Below are 17,909 nucleotides of genomic sequence, written 5' to 3'. Positions count from 1 at the left end.
TACTGATTACGTTTATAAACAAAAAAAGTGTCTAGATAAATCAGGAAAAGACAAAATTTTAGTTTTCCTTAGATGAAACAAAAATTTTCCAATGGAGAAACTCTAGTTTCCTGCTGAAAAAACTTTAGTTTTTCGATAATGAAATTAACAAAAACTGTAATTGGCTGATTAATAGCAATTATACTATTATCTCTTCTCCGGCATATATTTCCAAAAACGAGCCGGCATATGTTGGCGATGAAGCCGCAGGTTTAAACGCTCCTTGATAGCGATAGACTTAAAATACTCTTTCCACATACTTTGAAAAAGTTTCTCATCCTTATCCATGATATCCTCACTGAGCAATCCGGTCAATAAGTGTGAATCTTTCTCTTCGAAACGGACTTCTATCGTATCGTTAAGATCATAATAATATCCATACTCTCTTTTTAAGTCGTAAATGAGCCATTGCTGATCAGCGAAACGGTCTTGCGCATAAGGTAATACCAAAGGTAATACGTTATATATAGGTGCGATGGCGGCAAAGTAAGTTCCATCCGCCGCTTTTTGGAAACGAAAGAATTGCATCACTCGCAAGCGTTCGTTGTTTACTTTCTTCCAGATCTTGGCCGTTTCCAATATGTCCGGGTCACCAAGATTGAACTCAATCGTAGCTGGAGCATCGATCGCTTTGCGGATATATCTGAATAACAACAGGTCTACTTCCGGTAATTCCGACAACCAAGTTACCGTCAACCCGGAAAGAGAAGACTTGGAGATTTTCTTCTCAAGCCCTTTCCATACCCGTTCTGCTTTCCGGCCGTCCGTATAAATCCGGATCGCCTCGTCATAGAACAATGGAAATGGCTCGCCCTCGGTTACTAACAAATCCGGAAAAGTCCGGCGGGAATAGGCATCGAATACAGCGGTAAGCAATCCCTCAAAAGTCTTGTCGTAAACAAATATAATCATTATCAATCCTTCTTATAAAACAGGCGTTAATCTATAAAAGGCAGTATAAGCTGCCGATCGTCTACTTTCTTTCCGCTCTTTCTCGTCAATAGTTGCCGGACGGTTTCAGGGCTGACCTCATTCACGGTCTGCGTCGGGAGTTCCCGGCAAGTAATAAAATAGCTAGCCTTTTTCATGACCACTCCTATTTTCTTCAACTGCTCTGAACCGAGATTAGCGTAACGCCGGGAAACGATTATGATCTTTGCCGATTTCACGCCAATTCCCGGAACTCGAAGAAGCATCTCGTAATCCGCTTTATTGATATCTACCGGGAAGACTTCCGGATGCCGCAGGGCCCAAGCCAACTTCGGGTCCACGTCTAGATCCAGATCCGGATATGCGTCATTGACAATCTCATCTACCTTGAATTGATAAAAACGCAATAACCAATCCGCTTGATATAAACGATTCTCACGGACCAGCGGAGGCGTGGTAAGTGCCGGAAGACGGTTATCATACGCATTTACCGGAATGAATCCCGAATAGTAAACACGCTTCATCGTAGGTCTCTGATATAAGGCCGATGATAGACGAAGTATGTCCTTGTCGGTATCCGCCGTAGCGCCAACGATCATCTGCGTGCTTTGCCCGGCGGGAGCGAATCGTGGGGCATACCGGAAACGCTTGCGTTCCTCGGCGCTTTGTAATACGCCTTGTTGGATATAACGCATAGGGGCAAATACGCTTTTAAAATCCTTTTCCGGAGCTAGAGTCCGCAAGCTCGCCTCATTCGGGATCTCTATATTCACGCTTAAACGATCGGCGTAAAGCCCAGCCTCATTTACCAATTCTTGGCTGGCTCCGGGGATACTCTTCATATGTATGTATCCATTGAAGTGATGTACGAGGCGCAAATCCTTGATGGCTCTCACCAACCGTTCCATCGTGTAATCCGGGTTTCGGACCACGCCGGAGCTTAAAAACAATCCTTCAATGTAATTACGTCGGTAAAACTCGATCGTAAGATTCACCAACTCGGTAACGGAAAGCGTAGCTCTCGGTAAATCATTACTTCGCCGGTTGATGCAGTAGGCGCAATCATACATACAATAATTCGTCAGCATGATCTTTAAAAGCGAGATACACCGTCCGTCCTCAGCGAAACTATGGCAAATACCCCATCCCGCGGCACTTCCTATAGCCCCGCTCTTATGCGAACGGGAGGTTCCGCTGGAAGCGCAGGATACGTCATATTTTGCCGACTCGGCCAAGATTTTCAATTTCTCGAGCACTTTCTCGTCCATAATTTCACCGATATGTTTCGTACAAAGATAATGATCTCACAGAAATCAATAGTACGTTTTAAAGAGATTTAAATGTGATAAAAACCTTATATTTGTATCGTGAAAATTTTGGAAGTGCCTTACTTCGTTGAAATCGCCAGTTTTAACAGCACACAAGGCACAAGCCCTCGCTATATCTGCGGGTTGCTTGTCTACGTGTGCATAGGTCTCTGGCGATACCTTACGAAGTGTGGGCGACAACCCGCTTTTTTTCTAAGCATAAAAGGGCATGAAAGTATCTAAACAAAATATTAAGAACTTGTTATCTTCTGTTTCTTCAGACGGCAGAGGGGCATTTGAGCGCTTTTATAATTTGTATTACGATCAGGTATTCCGTTTTGCGTATTATTGCCTTGGAGAGAAAGAGGCTTGCAAGGAGGTCGTGTCCGACGTGTTCTTTTCTATTTGGAAATCAAAAGCACGCTTAAAAGAGATAGACAATATAGATACTTACTTGTATATAACGGTACGCAACGAAGCGCTTCGTCATATTTCAAGAAGCAATAGTGTCAATAAAATCCAGATGGATCAGTTATATTCATTTGAACCAGAGGAAGAAGCTACTCCTGAGGGTATGTTGGAATCGCAAGAAATGCGGGAACTTTTTAATCTGGCAATTGATGAGCTTCCCGAAAAATGTCGCCTAATATTCTTGATGATCCGTGAGGAAGGATTAAGTACCAAGGAGGTCGCTAAAATCCTATCCATCCAAGAGAGTACGGTCCGAGTGCAAATGAAGATTGCGGTGGAGAAGTTAATAAAACGGTTGAAATCGGATTTTCCTGATATTTCGTTTGTTTTCATATTAATATCCATTTTCCAATAAAATCAAATTAGCCAATGAAGTATATATTCCAAGGCACTTGAAGTATATATCCTATAGCACTTAAAGTATATATTCTACACAGAAGGGAGTAATACTAGGTGAAAATGACTTTCTACACGACAATTATTTGGATGTTTTATGCATCTAGGACATATTTCAAACATTTTAAAAAAAACGTCTTTCTCTTTAAACGAATTTCATCGATCCTTACTCCTCATTATAAGAAAGACGAAATATGGAGACAAGAAAAGAGATCATAAAGCAAATGGGTGACGCAATGAGGGAAGATATCTTCCTAGAGGTCAACAACCGTATCGAACGCAGCTTGCGCAGAAGGTTTTGGTTGAGAATATCTGCGGTCGCCGCCTCCGTCACGCTTTTGTTCAGCATCTCCAATTATATCTCTTTCCACGAAGGCTACAAGAAACTGAACAGCCAAATGGTAGAGATGGTGAATCCGATGGGAATGCGATCCTCCGTAGTCCTGTCTGACGGCACGAAAGTGATCCTCAACGCCGGTACGACATTGAGTTATCCGACAGCTTTCGTCTCCGGGCAGAGGGAGGTAAAGGTGAACGGTGAGGCATTCTTCGAGGTATCGCACGACAAGGAGCATCCCTTTATCGTTAGCGCTGAAAATGTTAAGGTGAAAGTATTAGGAACGAAGTTTAATGTGAAGGCCTATGATGACGATGATAATATAGAGGTGACTTTAGCGGAAGGGAAAGTCGGTGTCGGACTTGACACTAAAAATCTCATCCAGATAATTCCGGGACAGCAAATAAAATATATGAAAGCCTCGCATCGCTTTATCAAGAGAGAGGTGAGATTGCAAAGTTATACGGCGTGGGTTTGTGGTAAATTCTATTTCACCAATTATCCACTAGAGAAAATCGCTAAGCAACTGGAAAGGAGCTTTAACGTGAGAATCCAGATACTCGGGGATGACTTGAGAAAGGCTGCTTTCACCGGTGATTTCGTACGAGGAGAGAACATAGACCAAATACTCCGAGTCATGACCGCTAATCGACCTATAAGATATGAGATAGAAGGGGATCAAATTACGATCTCGAAAAAATAAATCCAATGAGTTTAAACTTTAAATCGATATGCCTATGAAATAGAAAAAAGAGAATGGAGAAAGATGCGAAACGGAAAATGCTACCAACATCTTCCGTTTCTAAAGACTCAAGTCTGAATTATCGCAACACAATTACAAACTTTAAATCATTGCAAAAGTATGAAATTAATTTCACACACAAGGCATTATATGCCTAAAGTTAACCTTCAAAAAACATATAACATCATGAGACTATCTGTTGTACTATGTATGCTCAGCTTATTTTGCGCATCCGCGAAAACGGGTTACTCTCAAGTAGCGGAAATATCATTGAACCTGCACAATGTAACGATCTCGGAGGCGCTAGAAGAGATCAAACAACAAAGCGAATACTCTTTTTGGTACAAGAATGATGAGATTAATCTTAATGAGAAGATCTCAGTAAAAGCTAAAAAGCAAAGCATCAACCAAATATTACATAGTATTCTCAGTAAACAAGGTTTGTCTTATACAATCGATGATAAACATATCATAATTTACAAAAAAAATGAACACCCCCAGATAACCCAACAAGATGGTAAGATCACAGGTGTCATTACCGATCAGGCGAATGTACCCATAATTGGCGCTAATGTTGTCGTAAAAGGTTCCTCAATAGGTAGCATATCCGATATGGACGGACGTTTCAGTTTAGATGCGTCAGAAAAGGATATACTTTTGATATCCTATATTGGTTATATGACCAAGGAGGTAAAAATTGGCAAACAACATTCCCTTAAAATCCAATTGACAGAGGATACCCAAAATATTGATGAAGTTGTTGTCATTGGCTATGGCTCTGTGAAGAAGAGTGATTTGACTGGTTCTGTATCTTCTGTTAAAACAGCGGAATTACAGCAAACGCCAATGACTTCTATCGATCAAGGTTTGGTCGGTCGTGCCTCAGGTGTGCAAGTAATCCAAACCTCTGGTATGCCGGGAGCCGTAGCTTCTATCCGAGTACGTGGAAGTAGCTCGTTACAAGGAGGTAATGAACCTCTTTATGTTATTGATGGTTTCCCTGTTTATAGTGGTAGCGGTTTCGGGAATACGGGGGGTAAGACACAGATGAGTGGTCTATCTACTGTAAACCCATCAGATATTGAGTCTATAGAAATCTTGAAAGATGCTGCTGCCACGGCGATCTATGGAGCGCGTGCAGCCAATGGTGTTGTGTTGATTACTACAAAAAGCGGCAAAAAGGGACGGGATATTATCTCTTTTGAGGCAAGTTTTGGAATATCAAACGTATCCAAGAAGATAGATGTCATGAATGCGCAAGATTATGCGAAATTAGTGAATGAGGCTTATACAAATGATGGATTAAAACCCTATTATGATGCTACGGCTTTATCTGAGATCGCAAAGATCGGTAATGGGACAGATTGGCAAGACGAGATATTTCGTGGAGGAAGTACGCAAACATATCAATTAAGTTTTTCGGGTGGTGACGAGAAGACACAATATGCAATATCGGGCAATTACTCAGATCAGAAGGGAATTGTTATCAACTCTGATTTCAAGCGTTACTCCATACGCTTGAATTTGGATCGTAAAATATTCAAGAATTTTAGTGTGGGAACACACATGACCGCCAGCCATACGATTAGTAATTCCGTAGCAACTGATACTGGAGGAGAAGACGGAACTATTTCTGGTGCATTAAGAATGAATCCTATACAGCCTGTATATGAAGATGAGTTGACAGGTGCATACACTCAAATTAATGTTCCTGGAATATTAGTTCCAAATCCGGTAGCGACAGCAAAAGAACGGAAATTTAATAATGCGACTTCACGTTTGCTTGGAGATATTTATGCACAATGGGAGATCATTCCGGATTTAAAACTGAAAGTATCATTGGGAGCGGATGTGATGTATCATAAGACAAACAGATATACCCCGTCCAATATTTATCAGTCTGGAGGAGTTGCCTCGGCTTATGTAGGTGTAAATAAAAGTATAAATTGGCTGAACGAAAATACACTGACTTGGAATAAAACATTTGCAGAGGAGCACGACTTAAGCTTGTTGGGTGGTTTTACGATGCAAAAAAATAATGCGGAATATGTAATGGGATCCTCCTCAAATTTCGTGAATGATGTAATGCTTTATAATAATCTGGGAGCTGGTTCTGTTTATAACAAACCGGAATCCAACGCTACTCAATGGAGTTTGATGTCGTATTTAGCTCGTATTAATTATACGCTGAAACATAAGTATCTATTTTCCGTGAATGCCCGTGTTGACGGCTCTTCTCGTTTTGGGACAAACAACAAATATGGTTTCTTCCCTTCCGCTTCTGCTGGGTGGCGAATATCGGAAGAGGCTTTTATGGAGCCTGTAAAAGAAGTCATTTCGAATTTAAAGTTAAGAGCCAGTTATGGTTTTACAGGTAATACGGAGATCGGTGTATATGAATCATTGGCAACTTTAGGTACTAGTAATTGGATCTTAGGGAATCAACTCGTATCAGGATTTTTCCCAAACAAAATTCCTAATCCTGACTTAAAGTGGGAGCGCACCGGACAATTTGATATTGGTTTAGATTTAGGCTTGTTCAATAATAGATTACGCATCACAACAGACTATTATAAGAAGAAAACAACAGACCTGCTGTATAGTGTTGCAGTTCCTGCTACATCTGGATATCAAACCATGTTGAAGAATATAGGTAGCATAGAAAATCAAGGATATGAATTATCAATAGAAAGTGATAATTTGACAGGGGCATTCAGTTGGACAACCGCTTTTAACATCGCCTTCAATCGGAATAAAGTTCTTGAATTAGGCGGAGAAGAGTATAAGGAAATGGCAGAAGGCGATGGGCATTTAAAAACAGGCTCTGTACGTCGCTTGATTGTAGGTGAGCCCATTGGTGTTTTCTATGGATATCGTTTTGATGGTATTTTTCAAAATGAGGAAGAATGTAAGCAACAAACTTCATCTGCTTCACCTATTGGTGTTGGTTTGCGTAGATATAAGGATTTAAATGGTGATGGAAAGGTAGATGCCGCTAATGACAGGGAAATATTGGGAGACGCTAATCCTAAATTTTTCGGAGGATTAACAAATACGTTTGCTTATAAGGGCTTCGAACTTAATGTGTTCTTACAATATTCCTATGGAAATAAGATTCTTAATTATAATGCCATGGAATTGGAGAATCCAACAGGTGGGCAAAATGCTTATGCGGACATGGTAAATCGTTGGACACCGGAAAATCCGAGTAACATATACCCAAAGGCAACAACAAATAGAGCCTTATTGGTAAGTGATCGATTTATAGAAGATGGCTCTTATCTGAAATTGAAAACGTTATCACTATCTTATAGCTTTCCTAAAATAAACTTAAAGCATATCCAAGGTTTGCGTCTGTATGTGACTGGACAAAATTTATTAACATGGACAAAATATCGGGGATATGACCCTGAAGTTAGTTATAGAGGTGCCTCTACGCTTGAAGCGGGCGAAGATTTCGGTGGCTATCCACAATCTCGTACATTTATGTTTGGTATAAAACTTGATATTAAGTAATAATTAAATTGTATTATCATGAATAAATATATAATATTTGGCTGTATATCAATATTCTCATTGTTCAATGTACAGTGTTCTTTCTTAGACGAGAAACCAATAGACAGGCTGGTCGTGGATAACTTTTACACGAGTCAGAAAGATGCCCAAGCGGCAGTTGATGCAACTTATCAACAACTTAATAGTATTTATAGTAGGTGCATGTATATGTTATGCGATCTTACATGTGATGGGATGAAAAACGGTCTTGGTATGCCTAATGCCTTTCTACAGAACTTGGAATTTTTGCGTCACACCCCGGAAAACACATTTATTAGAGATATGTGGCAAAATAATTATTCGGGCATTATGAAAGCTAATGCCGCTATTAATAACATTCCATCTGTTACTATGAATCCTGATTTACAAAAAAGATTTATAGCAGAAGCAAAATTCTTACGTGCTCTTTATTATTTCAATTTAGTCCGCTTTTTTGGAGATGTTCCTTTGGTGACTCAGTTAGAGACAATAGATGATGCTATGGGGCCGAGAGTTGCGAAAGAGCAGATCTATGAACAGATTCTATCTGATTTGACAGATGCGGAAAGTGCCCTTCCTTATCCCTCAGAATATGGGACTACAGATATAGGGCGTGCGACAAAAGGTGCTGCCAAGATTTTAGCAGGAAAGGTGTATTTGACGAAAGGTGATTATTCCAAAGCAAAGGAAAAACTGGCAGAGGTTGTTGAACAAGAAGGTGCTTATGGGTATGGTTTACATGTGGAGTATGGAGATAATTGGAACTTGGATACTGAAGCTGGTAAAGAGGCTGTCTTTTATATTGAATATAAGGCGGACCCATTACCTCATAATGATGAAATGAGTTTAACGGGACCCAAATATTCTTTGCCTGAACCGATCGGAGTTAGTGGATCTAATGAGGCGGATATTCCCACTATGGAATTAAATAATACCTTTAAGGAAAATGATAAACGTAAAGCCGTGAATTTAAGAACGCATTATACGAACCCTGTAAATGGAAAGGAATTGATATCAAGTATTCCTTTGTTTGGCAAGTATTGGCAAGATGGATTAACGGCTATTAAGTTCTGTGAGATCAATATGCATATCATCCGTTATTCGGATGCCTTGCTTATGTATGCGGAAGCGTTAAATGAAATCGGAGAATCAGAGAAAGCTCATCAAGTTTTAAATCGTGTTCGAGAGCGTGCGTTTGGTGATTCTTCTGAAAATTATGAGGGTTTGTCTAAAGATGCTTTCCGGGCAGCAGTCTTACAAGAGCGTTATTTGGAATTTCCGATAGAAGGACATCGCTGGTTTGACCTCGTACGTACAGGTACATTCATAAAACGGATGAAAGAGCACAGCACATACGAAGCGAAAGTCGCTGAGAAGAATAAGACGGACATTGCTAGTAATATAAAGGATTACATGATTCTCATGCCTATTCCTCAACGGGAATTGGATTTGAATCCTGAGCTAACGCAAAATCCGGGTTGGTCATAAAATGTTAATTGGAGCTGTAAAACTTACAGCTCCTCAACTTTTATCAATATGAATACAAATATCAATAATACCTTGTTTTCATTGACTATCGTAAGTCAATGTTTGGCCTGCCAGCCTAAAAATCAGGAAGCAGACAATACTTCACAAAAAACGAAACCATTAAATGTTGTCTTTATTCTCTCGGATGACCACCGGTATGATTATATGGGGTTCATGAATACGATCCCTTGGTTGGAAACTCCTAATATGGATCGGATGGCCAAGGAAGGAGCGCATATCAAAAATGCGTTTGTTACGACCTCTCTTTCTTCTCCCAGCCGTGCTTCCATCTTGACCGGCATGTATTCACATAGCCATAAGGTGGTTGATAATGCCGCTCCTCTTCCTGATGGATTGATCTTTTTTCCACAATATTTGCAGGAGTGTGGATATAAAACTGCTTTCTTTGGAAAATGGCACATGGGAAATGACTCAGGGGCTCCTCAACCAGGCTTTGATCATTGGGAAGGTTTCAAGGGGCAGGGGGAATATTATAACCCTCGTATAAATACAAATGGGGAATGGATACAATATAAAGACAGTACCTATGTTACGGATCTCTTGACCGACCATGCGATCCAATTCATGAAAGAACAAAAACAAGCGGATAAACCGTTCTTTGTCTATTTGTCTCATAAGGGTGTGCACGACAATTTTTCAGCCGCAAAGCGCCATAAGGATTGTTATAAAAATAAGGAATTGGTATTACCTCCGAACTTCAATACGCCTCATTATGGCATTAAAGAGTTGCCGACTATTGATAAGAAAACAGGAAAGGCTGCGTTTGGAAAAGAGTATTATGGAGAAAAAATGGCTCCGGATTGGGTGAAAAGTCAAAGAGAAAGTTGGCATGGGGTGGACTATTCCTACCATGGCCGTCCTTGGGATGTTCAAGTTCGTAAATATTGTGAGACCTTGCGTTCTGTAGATGAAAGTATCGGTTCTGTCTTGGATTATCTGAAAGAAGCAGGGTTAGATGATAACACGTTGGTTATTTACATGGGTGATAATGGCTTTGCGTGGGGAGAACATGGATTGATCGACAAAAGACAGTTCTACGAGGAATCTGTGCGAGTTCCTATGTTGGTTCGTTGCCCTAGTATGTTTGAGGGAGGTAAGGTAATAGAGAATATGGTACAAAATGTAGATGTCGCTCCTACAATTATGGCTTGTGCGGGTTTAGAAAAGGCTGAGCAGATGGTGGGATATTCTTTCTTGCCTTTGCTCAAGGGAGAAAAGGTGGATTGGAGAGATCATATCTTCTACGAGTATTATTGGGAATATGAATTTCCGCAGACACCAACGATGCATGGTATCCGCACCGATCGTTATAAGTATATCCGTTATCATGGGGTTTGGGATACGAATGAGTTCTATGATTTGCAAAATGATCCGTATGAAACTACGAACCTGATTGCGGAACCTGAATATAAAGAGACAATCAAACAATTGAATGCTCAGATTTATGACTGGCTGGAGTCTACGGATGGAATGAATATCCCTTTGAAACGAACCGTGAGACCTCACACGGATCATCGGAATCAAGGGCATTACTGATTCGCAAGAAGTATGATTTATGAAGGATTATAATATATCCTTTTTTATTAATAGCTTTATAAAAGTTTGGTATAATAAATTAATACAAATACGATGAAATGCAAATACATTTTATTATCAAGCATTTTCCTATATGACTTTAGTGCTGTTCAAACAGCCATGGCACAGAATGATAGGACACCGAATATCATTTATATCATGTCTGACGATCATGCTTCGCAGGCGGTAAGTGCTTATGGTGGAATTTTATCAACGGTCTTACCGACCCCCAATATTGATCGAATAGCGCATGAGGGCGCAATATTGAGGAATTGTTTTGTGACGAACTCAATCAGTACCCCGAGCCGTGGAGCGATTATCACAGGACAATATAGCCAAAAGAATGGTGTATATACTTTGCAAGATCCATTAGATCCGGATCATCCGAATGTAGCGAAATGCTTGCAGCAAGCAGGATATCAAACCGCTATATTCGGTAAATGGCATTTGCATGCGGAACCTACAGGTTTTGATTATTACAATATCTTGCCTGGACAGGGCCGTTATAATGACCCGATGCTTATAGAAAAAGGTACATGGGGGAATGATCCGCATGCGAATCCCCGAACGGGTAAAGTGTATAAAGGGCATTCTACCGACGTGATAGGAAGTGAGGCTATCAAATATATGGAAAATCGAGATAAGAGCAAGCCTTTCTTTATGATGTGCCATTTCAAGGCTCCTCACAGACCGTGGACACCCGCCGAGCGTTTCAAGGATTTATTGAAAGATGTAACGATCCCGGAGCCGGAGAACTTATTGGACACATATGAGGGCAAGGGAGAGTATGCGGAGTTGCTACGGATGAGCATGGAGCATTTGAGGCAGACGGATGTGAAAACGGATATACCTACGGATATGAGCCGTGATGAGTTGCGCCATTGGGCTTATCAATTGTATATTAAAGATTATTTGCGCTGTATCGCTGGTATTGATGAAAACGTAGGGCGTATCTTGAACTATTTGGATGAGCAAGGATTGGCGGAAAACACGGTTGTCATCTATACCGGAGACCAAGGATTCTTTTTGGGGGAACATGGTTGGTTTGATAAACGATTGATGTATGAGGAATGCTTGCGTATGCCGTTTGTTATCCGTTATCCGAAAGAAATCAAACCCGGCACGGATAATAAGGATATAACATTGAATATCGATTTCGCTCCTCTATTTTTGGATTATGCCGGAATGGACAAGCCTAGCCAAATGCAGGGAGAAAGTTTCCGCTCGAATTTGAGAAATGAGACCCCAGCTAATTGGAGACAGGCTATGTATTACCGCTATTGGATGAATGCGGATAACGACCATAACGTGACAGCCAACTATGGTATCCGTACGGATCGCTATAAATTGATATTCTATTATGGAGAGTCGTTGGGAATGACCGGGACCAAGAATGAGTCCAGAACTCCCGAATGGGAATTGTATGACTTGAAAGAGGATCCAATGGAAATGAAGAACCTGTATCACGACCCATCGAAAAAGGCGTTGATTAAAGAGTTGAAGACAAAACTGTTGGAATTGAAACAACAATATGACGATGAGGATAGTAAATATCCGACTATGGCTGAGATAGCCCGGAAGTATTATTGGTGATAATTTCTGTTTTTTGTACGTTTGTGTAATTTTAAAATTTTGAATACATGAAGAATGCGATTAACTATGGGGTCTTCTTGGCTCCGGCCTTCTTATTCTCCGCATGCGGAACCGGGCAAAAAGAAGTGGCAGAGAAGCCGCTTAATATCATCCATATCATGACGGATGATCATTCGTATCAAACTATTAGCGCTTATGGACATGCGCTAGGTAAATTGGCACCAACACCAAATTTAGATCGTTTGGCTGCAGAAGGAATGTTGTTCCGGCAAGCTTTCGTAGAGAATTCTCTGTCTACTCCTAGCCGTGCTTGTTTGATGACCGGTCTTTACAGTCACCAAAACGGACAAAGACAGTTAGGAAAAGGTATTGATACGACAAAAGTATTCTTCTCTGAAATCTTACAACAGCACGGTTATCAGACAGGTGTTGTCGGTAAATGGCATATGCAATGTGAGCCGAAAGGTTTTGATTATTATCATGTGTTATGGGATCAGGGAGATTATTATAATCCGGAGTTTAAAAGCAAAGAATCGAATGGCAAGTATGTAAAAGAAGAGGGATATGCGACAACCCTTACGACCGATCACGCTATCGAGTTTTTGGAAGAGAGGGATAAGGATAAGCCTTTCTGCCTGCTGGTTCACCATAAGGCTCCACATCGTAACTGGATGCCGGATACGAAATATATGGATTTATATGAGGATGTAGAGTTCCCATATCCAGATACTTTCAATGATAATTATGCCACTCGTTGCGATGCCGCACGTACACAAGAGATGAGTATAGACAAAAATATGACTTTGGTTTATGATTTGAAGGTAGATGAGCTTAAAGATAAGGAGGCTTATAAAAAGGAATGGAATATTGATGGTTGGCAGGCCTCTTTGGATCGTATGACCCCGGAACAACGGGAGGCTTGGATCGCTTCTTATAAGCCCCGCAACGAAAAATTCATTAACGAGAACCTGAAAGGCGAGGATTTGGTTAAATGGAAATATCAACGTTATATCAAGGATTACGTACGTTGCATCAAATCTATTGATGATGAAGTGGGGCGTTTGATCGCCTATTTGGAAAAAGAAGGGCTTATGGATAATACCGTGATCGTTTATACCTCGGATCAAGGTTTTTACATGGGTGAACATGGCTGGTTCGACAAACGTTTCATGTATGAGGAATCTTTCCGTACGCCGTTGATTATCCGTTATCCTGCTAAAATCAAGGCGGGAAGTGAATGTACGGCCTTAGTACAGAACATTGACTATGCCCCGACTTATCTGGATATAGCCGGTATCGAGAAACCTGATTATATGGTAGGAACTTCTTTAGTCCCCTTGTTTGGAGGCGAGACACCAAGAGATTGGCGTGAGTATCTATATTATCATTATTATGATTATCCTGCGATCCATATGGTACGTCGCCACGATGGCGTACGTGACAGTCGTTATAAATTGATTCATTTCTATGGAGAGAAGAATGAACATAATGACGCGATTAATTGCAATGAGCTTTACGATTTGCAAAGTGATCCGAATGAGCTGAATAATTTATACGATAATCCGGAATATGCTGATATCCAAACTCGCCTGCAAGCACGTTTGGATAAGTTCCGTGTAGACCAGAAAGTTGACGAATATTAAGGTGCTAACTCTGTAAAATCATTTATTTTGTGTAAGTTTGGCGGATAGAAAGAATCATTCACCTAAAATACGATCGTGAAATGAAACTCAATTTATCCGCCAGATTTTTAATGCTGGCCCTACTTTGTGGTTCTTGCGTATTGAACACGCCAAAGGAGGAGCTTGAATACAACGGAATGAATACGCTACAGATATCAAATGTAGATGATTTGATATCTTTCTACCAATATGCCGATGACCGAATTCCTTTAATTAGCGGACACCGAGGTGGACGGGGAAAAGGCTATCCTGAGAACAGTATGGAAACCTTTGAAAATACCCTCTCTTATACGCCTGCCACGTTCGAGATAGATCCGAGGTTAACCAAAGATAGTGTTATCGTCCTTTTCCACGATGATACACTGGAGCGTACCAGTAATGGAACCGGGAAAGTTTCTGATTACACTTGGGAAGAATTGCAAAATTTCCGTTTGAAGGATCCCGAAGGAAATATCACAAACTATCGTATCCCGACTTTAGAGGAAGCGATTCGTTGGGCCCGTGGAAAAACAATCCTAATCCTTGATAAGAAGGATGTTCCGATGGAGCGCACTGCTCAGCTGATTACCGATATGCAAGCGGAACCTTATGTAATGATTACGGTTCATGATGGTGCCTCGGCTCGTTTCTTTTACGAGAAAAATCCGAATTTCATGTTTGAGGCTTTTGTAAAAACGAAAGAGGCGGTTCAAGACTATGAGGATAACGGTATACCTTGGAATCATATCATGGCTTACGTAGGACCTAAGATTACCCCCGAAGTCCGTGAGGTGATCGATATGTTACATGAAAGAGGTGTCATGTGCATGATATCTACCGCTCCCTCCGACGATAAACTATCCACACCCGAAAGTCGTGCTGAAGCATACCGTATGATCATCCGTCAAGGCGTGGACATCATAGAGTCTGACCGACCTATAGAGGTTGCTGAAGCGATCTCTAGCTTGATTCCGGTTAGCAGTTCCAAAGGAAAGTTTTTCTCTACACTATAAACATAATCAATATAAGACATGAACAAAGAACTAGAAATGACTCCCAACGTATTAGTGGAGTTTTTACAAAAGCCAGCGTCCGAGTTTACGAAAGAGGACATTATCCGTTATATCTATGAGAAAGATATCCAGATGGTTAATTTTATGTATCCCGCGGGCGACGGACGTTTGAAAACACTAAACTTTGTAATCAACAATGCGGCCTATCTGGATGCGATCTTGACTTGCGGTGAGCGTGTGGATGGCTCTAGTCTTTTCTCGTTTATCGAGGCGGGAAGTAGTGACCTGTATGTGGTGCCCCGTTTCCGTACGGCTTTCGAGGATCCGTTTGCGGAATTACCTACGCTTACCATGCTTTGCTCATTCTTCAATAAGGATGGAGAACCCTTAGAAAGTTCCCCGGAATATACCTTGCATAAAGCTTGTAAGGCTTTTCATGAGGTGACGGGAATGGAATTTGAGGCAATGGGTGAATTAGAATATTACGTAATCGCACCGGATGAAGGCGTTTTCCCTGCTACCGACCAAAAAGGTTATCATGAATCCGCTCCTTACGCTAAGTTCAATGAGTTCCGGACGGAGTGCATGCACTGCATAGCGCAAGCCGGGGGACAAATTAAATATGGTCATTCAGAAGTTGGTAACTTTACGTTAAATGGTTTGATCTATGAGCAAAATGAGATCGAGTTCTTACCATGTCCTGCGGAAAATGCAGCAGATCAATTGATGATCGCAAAATGGGCGATCCGCAATCTAGCGCATGAATATGGATATAACATCACTTTCGCTCCGAAAATTACGGTGGGAAAAGCAGGTTCCGGTCTGCATGTCCATATGCGTATCATGAAAGATGGCAAGAATCAGATGTTAGCGAATGGTATCTTATCCGAAACCGCCCGTAAGGCTATCGCTGGAATGATGTGCTTAGCTTCCTCTATTACGGCTTTTGGGAATACGAACCCAACCTCATATTTCCGCTTGGTTCCACACCAAGAAGCACCTACGAATATTTGTTGGGGAGATCGGAATCGTTCAGTTTTAGTTCGTGTTCCGCTAGGTTGGGCCGCAAAAACGGACATGTGTGCTTTGGCGAACCCATTGGAACCTGCCAGCCATTATAATACGAGCCAAAAGCAAACGGTCGAGATGCGCTCACCGGATGGCTCCGCTGATTTATACCAATTATTGGCAGGATTGGCAGTTGCGTGCCGCCATGGTTTTGAGATCGACGATGCTTTGGAGATCGCTGAGAAGACTTATGTAAACGTGAATATTCATAAGGAAGAGAATCAAGATCGCCTAAAGACATTGGATCAACTCCCAGACAGTTGCGCAGCCTCAGCCGCCCGTTTAAGACAACAGCGTGCTGTTTTTGAAAAATATAATGTGTTTAGTCCGAGTATGATAGACGGCATCATCCATAAACTGGAATCTTATGATGACGCTTCTTTACGCAAGGACCTAGAGAATAATCCGGAAGAGATGTTGAAGCTGGTCAATACTTATTTCCATTGTGGCTGAAAATCTTTTTTATGGTTTCACAAGAGGGTGTGTCATGACACACCCTTTTTATGTCCTGCTTTCATCTCTTGAACTTTCCATTGTGTTTTTTTGAATATCCGAGCACAAAAGAGACCATAAATTAAAACGAAAATATTCTAGAGAAGAAAAAAAGATATAATAGTAAAAAAAACATGATAAAAAATTGTTATTTACAAATAAAGGCTTACCTTTGCCAACATCAAAACAAAATGATGTTATAAATTCATTTTGAAGTTATATGTTTTTCGAGTTTAACCTTGACTGTGAGCACAAAAGATTATCGCGAAGATCTTTTGAACGGTTGGATAGAGACGTCTATTTAGCCGTTTTTTCTTTTAGCCCTATCCAATAAAGCTATTCAACTATTTGACAAATACAGCTTTATTTGTCACGGAGATTTTATATCCTTTTATTTTATGGATTACGAAATAACATACTGCATAAAAGCGGTATGTTGTATCGTACTATTATACAGTTGAGCAATGAATTATACATATAAACAAATATGGCTCATCAACTTTCCTGTAATGATGAGCATCTTAATGGAACAATTAATCAATATTACGGATGCTGTTTTCTTAGGCCACGTTGGAGAGATAGAATTAGGAGCGTCCGCTATCGCCGGAATTTATTATTTGGCGATTTATATGCTTGGTTTTGGATTTAGCATTGGGTTGCAAGTAATGGTAGCTCGAAGGAATGGAGAGCAAGATTACAAGGAAACCGGCAAGACTTTTTTTCAAGGCTTATTTTTCCTTTTGGGATTGGCTATCTTTCTTTACCTTCTCATTCATACGGTTTCCCCATTTATATTAAAGAAGCTGATCGTTTCCTCGGATATTTATCGAACGGTAATCCTATACTTGGATTGGCGTAGCTTTGGATTGTTGTTTTCATTCCCATTTTTAGCGATACGTTCTTTTTTAGTGGGGATAACGCATACAAAAGCTCTATCTTGGGCTGCTGCCATAGCGGTATTAATCAATATTCCTTTAAATTTTTATTTGATATTCACTAGGGAATTAGGAATCTCGGGGGCGGCAATTGCCTCTTCTTTGGCAGAGATAGGCTCCTTTATGATGCTTTCCTTCTATATGTGGATACGATTGGATAAAGAAAAATATGGGTTAAGGCCGGTCTATAATGGTAATTTACTTATAAAAGTCTTGAAGTTATCAATATGGAGTATGCTTCATGCGTTTATTAGTGTAGCCCCTTGCA

Annotated in this window: 11 protein-coding genes and 1 pseudogene; 10 read left to right on the top strand and 2 right to left on the bottom strand. The window is 40.7% G+C overall.

The window, feature by feature from the left end; all coding sequences use genetic code 11:
* Nucleotides 1-186: 186 nt before the first annotated feature.
* The gene (locus DWY79_RS20185) at nt 187-951 is read right to left on the bottom strand and encodes a TIGR03915 family putative DNA repair protein (protein ID WP_122114846.1); all 765 of its coding nucleotides are present in this window, start codon (nt 949-951) and stop codon (nt 187-189) included.
* A gap of 26 nt (nt 952-977) precedes the next feature.
* Entirely contained in the window at nt 978-2,237 is a 1,260-nt protein-coding gene (locus DWY79_RS20180; protein WP_005868650.1) for a putative DNA modification/repair radical SAM protein, read from the bottom strand.
* Between the two features lie 268 nt (nt 2,238-2,505).
* Between DWY79_RS20180 and DWY79_RS20175 the strand changes: the two genes are divergently transcribed.
* The 10 genes and pseudogenes from DWY79_RS20175 to DWY79_RS20130 form a co-directional block, all read left to right on the top strand.
* Complete coding sequence (locus DWY79_RS20175) at nt 2,506-3,102, top strand: RNA polymerase sigma factor (protein WP_005868649.1); 597 nt, start codon at nt 2,506-2,508, stop codon at nt 3,100-3,102.
* A gap of 235 nt (nt 3,103-3,337) precedes the next feature.
* Nucleotides 3,338-4,183, top strand: coding sequence for a FecR family protein (locus DWY79_RS20170; RefSeq protein WP_057326901.1), 846 nt, complete (start codon nt 3,338-3,340; stop codon nt 4,181-4,183).
* Between the two features lie 249 nt (nt 4,184-4,432).
* Nucleotides 4,433-7,738: a TonB-dependent receptor gene (locus DWY79_RS20165; protein ID WP_048928188.1), complete on the top strand. Its 3,306-nt coding sequence runs from the start codon at nt 4,433-4,435 to the stop codon at nt 7,736-7,738.
* Between the two features lie 18 nt (nt 7,739-7,756).
* Complete coding sequence (locus tag DWY79_RS20160) at nt 7,757-9,244, top strand: RagB/SusD family nutrient uptake outer membrane protein (RefSeq protein ID WP_005868646.1); 1,488 nt, start codon at nt 7,757-7,759, stop codon at nt 9,242-9,244.
* A gap of 48 nt (nt 9,245-9,292) precedes the next feature.
* Entirely contained in the window at nt 9,293-10,840 is a 1,548-nt protein-coding gene (locus tag DWY79_RS20155) for a sulfatase (protein WP_005868645.1), read from the top strand.
* A gap of 159 nt (nt 10,841-10,999) precedes the next feature.
* A complete protein-coding gene (locus DWY79_RS20150) occupies nt 11,000-12,472 on the top strand; it encodes a sulfatase (RefSeq protein ID WP_052647312.1) in 1,473 nt (490 codons plus the stop codon).
* A 47-nt stretch (nt 12,473-12,519) separates the two neighbouring features.
* Complete coding sequence (locus DWY79_RS20145) at nt 12,520-14,115, top strand: sulfatase (RefSeq protein ID WP_122143962.1); 1,596 nt, start codon at nt 12,520-12,522, stop codon at nt 14,113-14,115.
* 80 nt (nt 14,116-14,195) lie between these two features.
* Entirely contained in the window at nt 14,196-15,146 is a 951-nt protein-coding gene (locus DWY79_RS20140; protein WP_005858452.1) for a glycerophosphodiester phosphodiesterase family protein, read from the top strand.
* Nucleotides 15,147-15,164: 18 nt separating this feature from the next.
* Nucleotides 15,165-16,667, top strand: coding sequence for a glutamine synthetase family protein (locus tag DWY79_RS20135; RefSeq protein WP_122370209.1), 1,503 nt, complete (start codon nt 15,165-15,167; stop codon nt 16,665-16,667).
* Nucleotides 16,668-17,170: 503 nt separating this feature from the next.
* A pseudogene (locus DWY79_RS20130) lies at nt 17,171-17,905 on the top strand (MATE family efflux transporter); the annotation flags it as partial.
* Between the last annotated feature and the right edge of the window lie 4 nt (nt 17,906-17,909).

This window comes from Parabacteroides sp. AF27-14 (assembly GCF_003635425.1).
Lineage (GTDB): Bacteria > Bacteroidota > Bacteroidia > Bacteroidales > Tannerellaceae > Parabacteroides > Parabacteroides distasonis.
The sequence above is the reverse complement of the archived record's forward strand: the minus strand, read 5'-3'. Positions and strand labels throughout refer to the sequence as shown.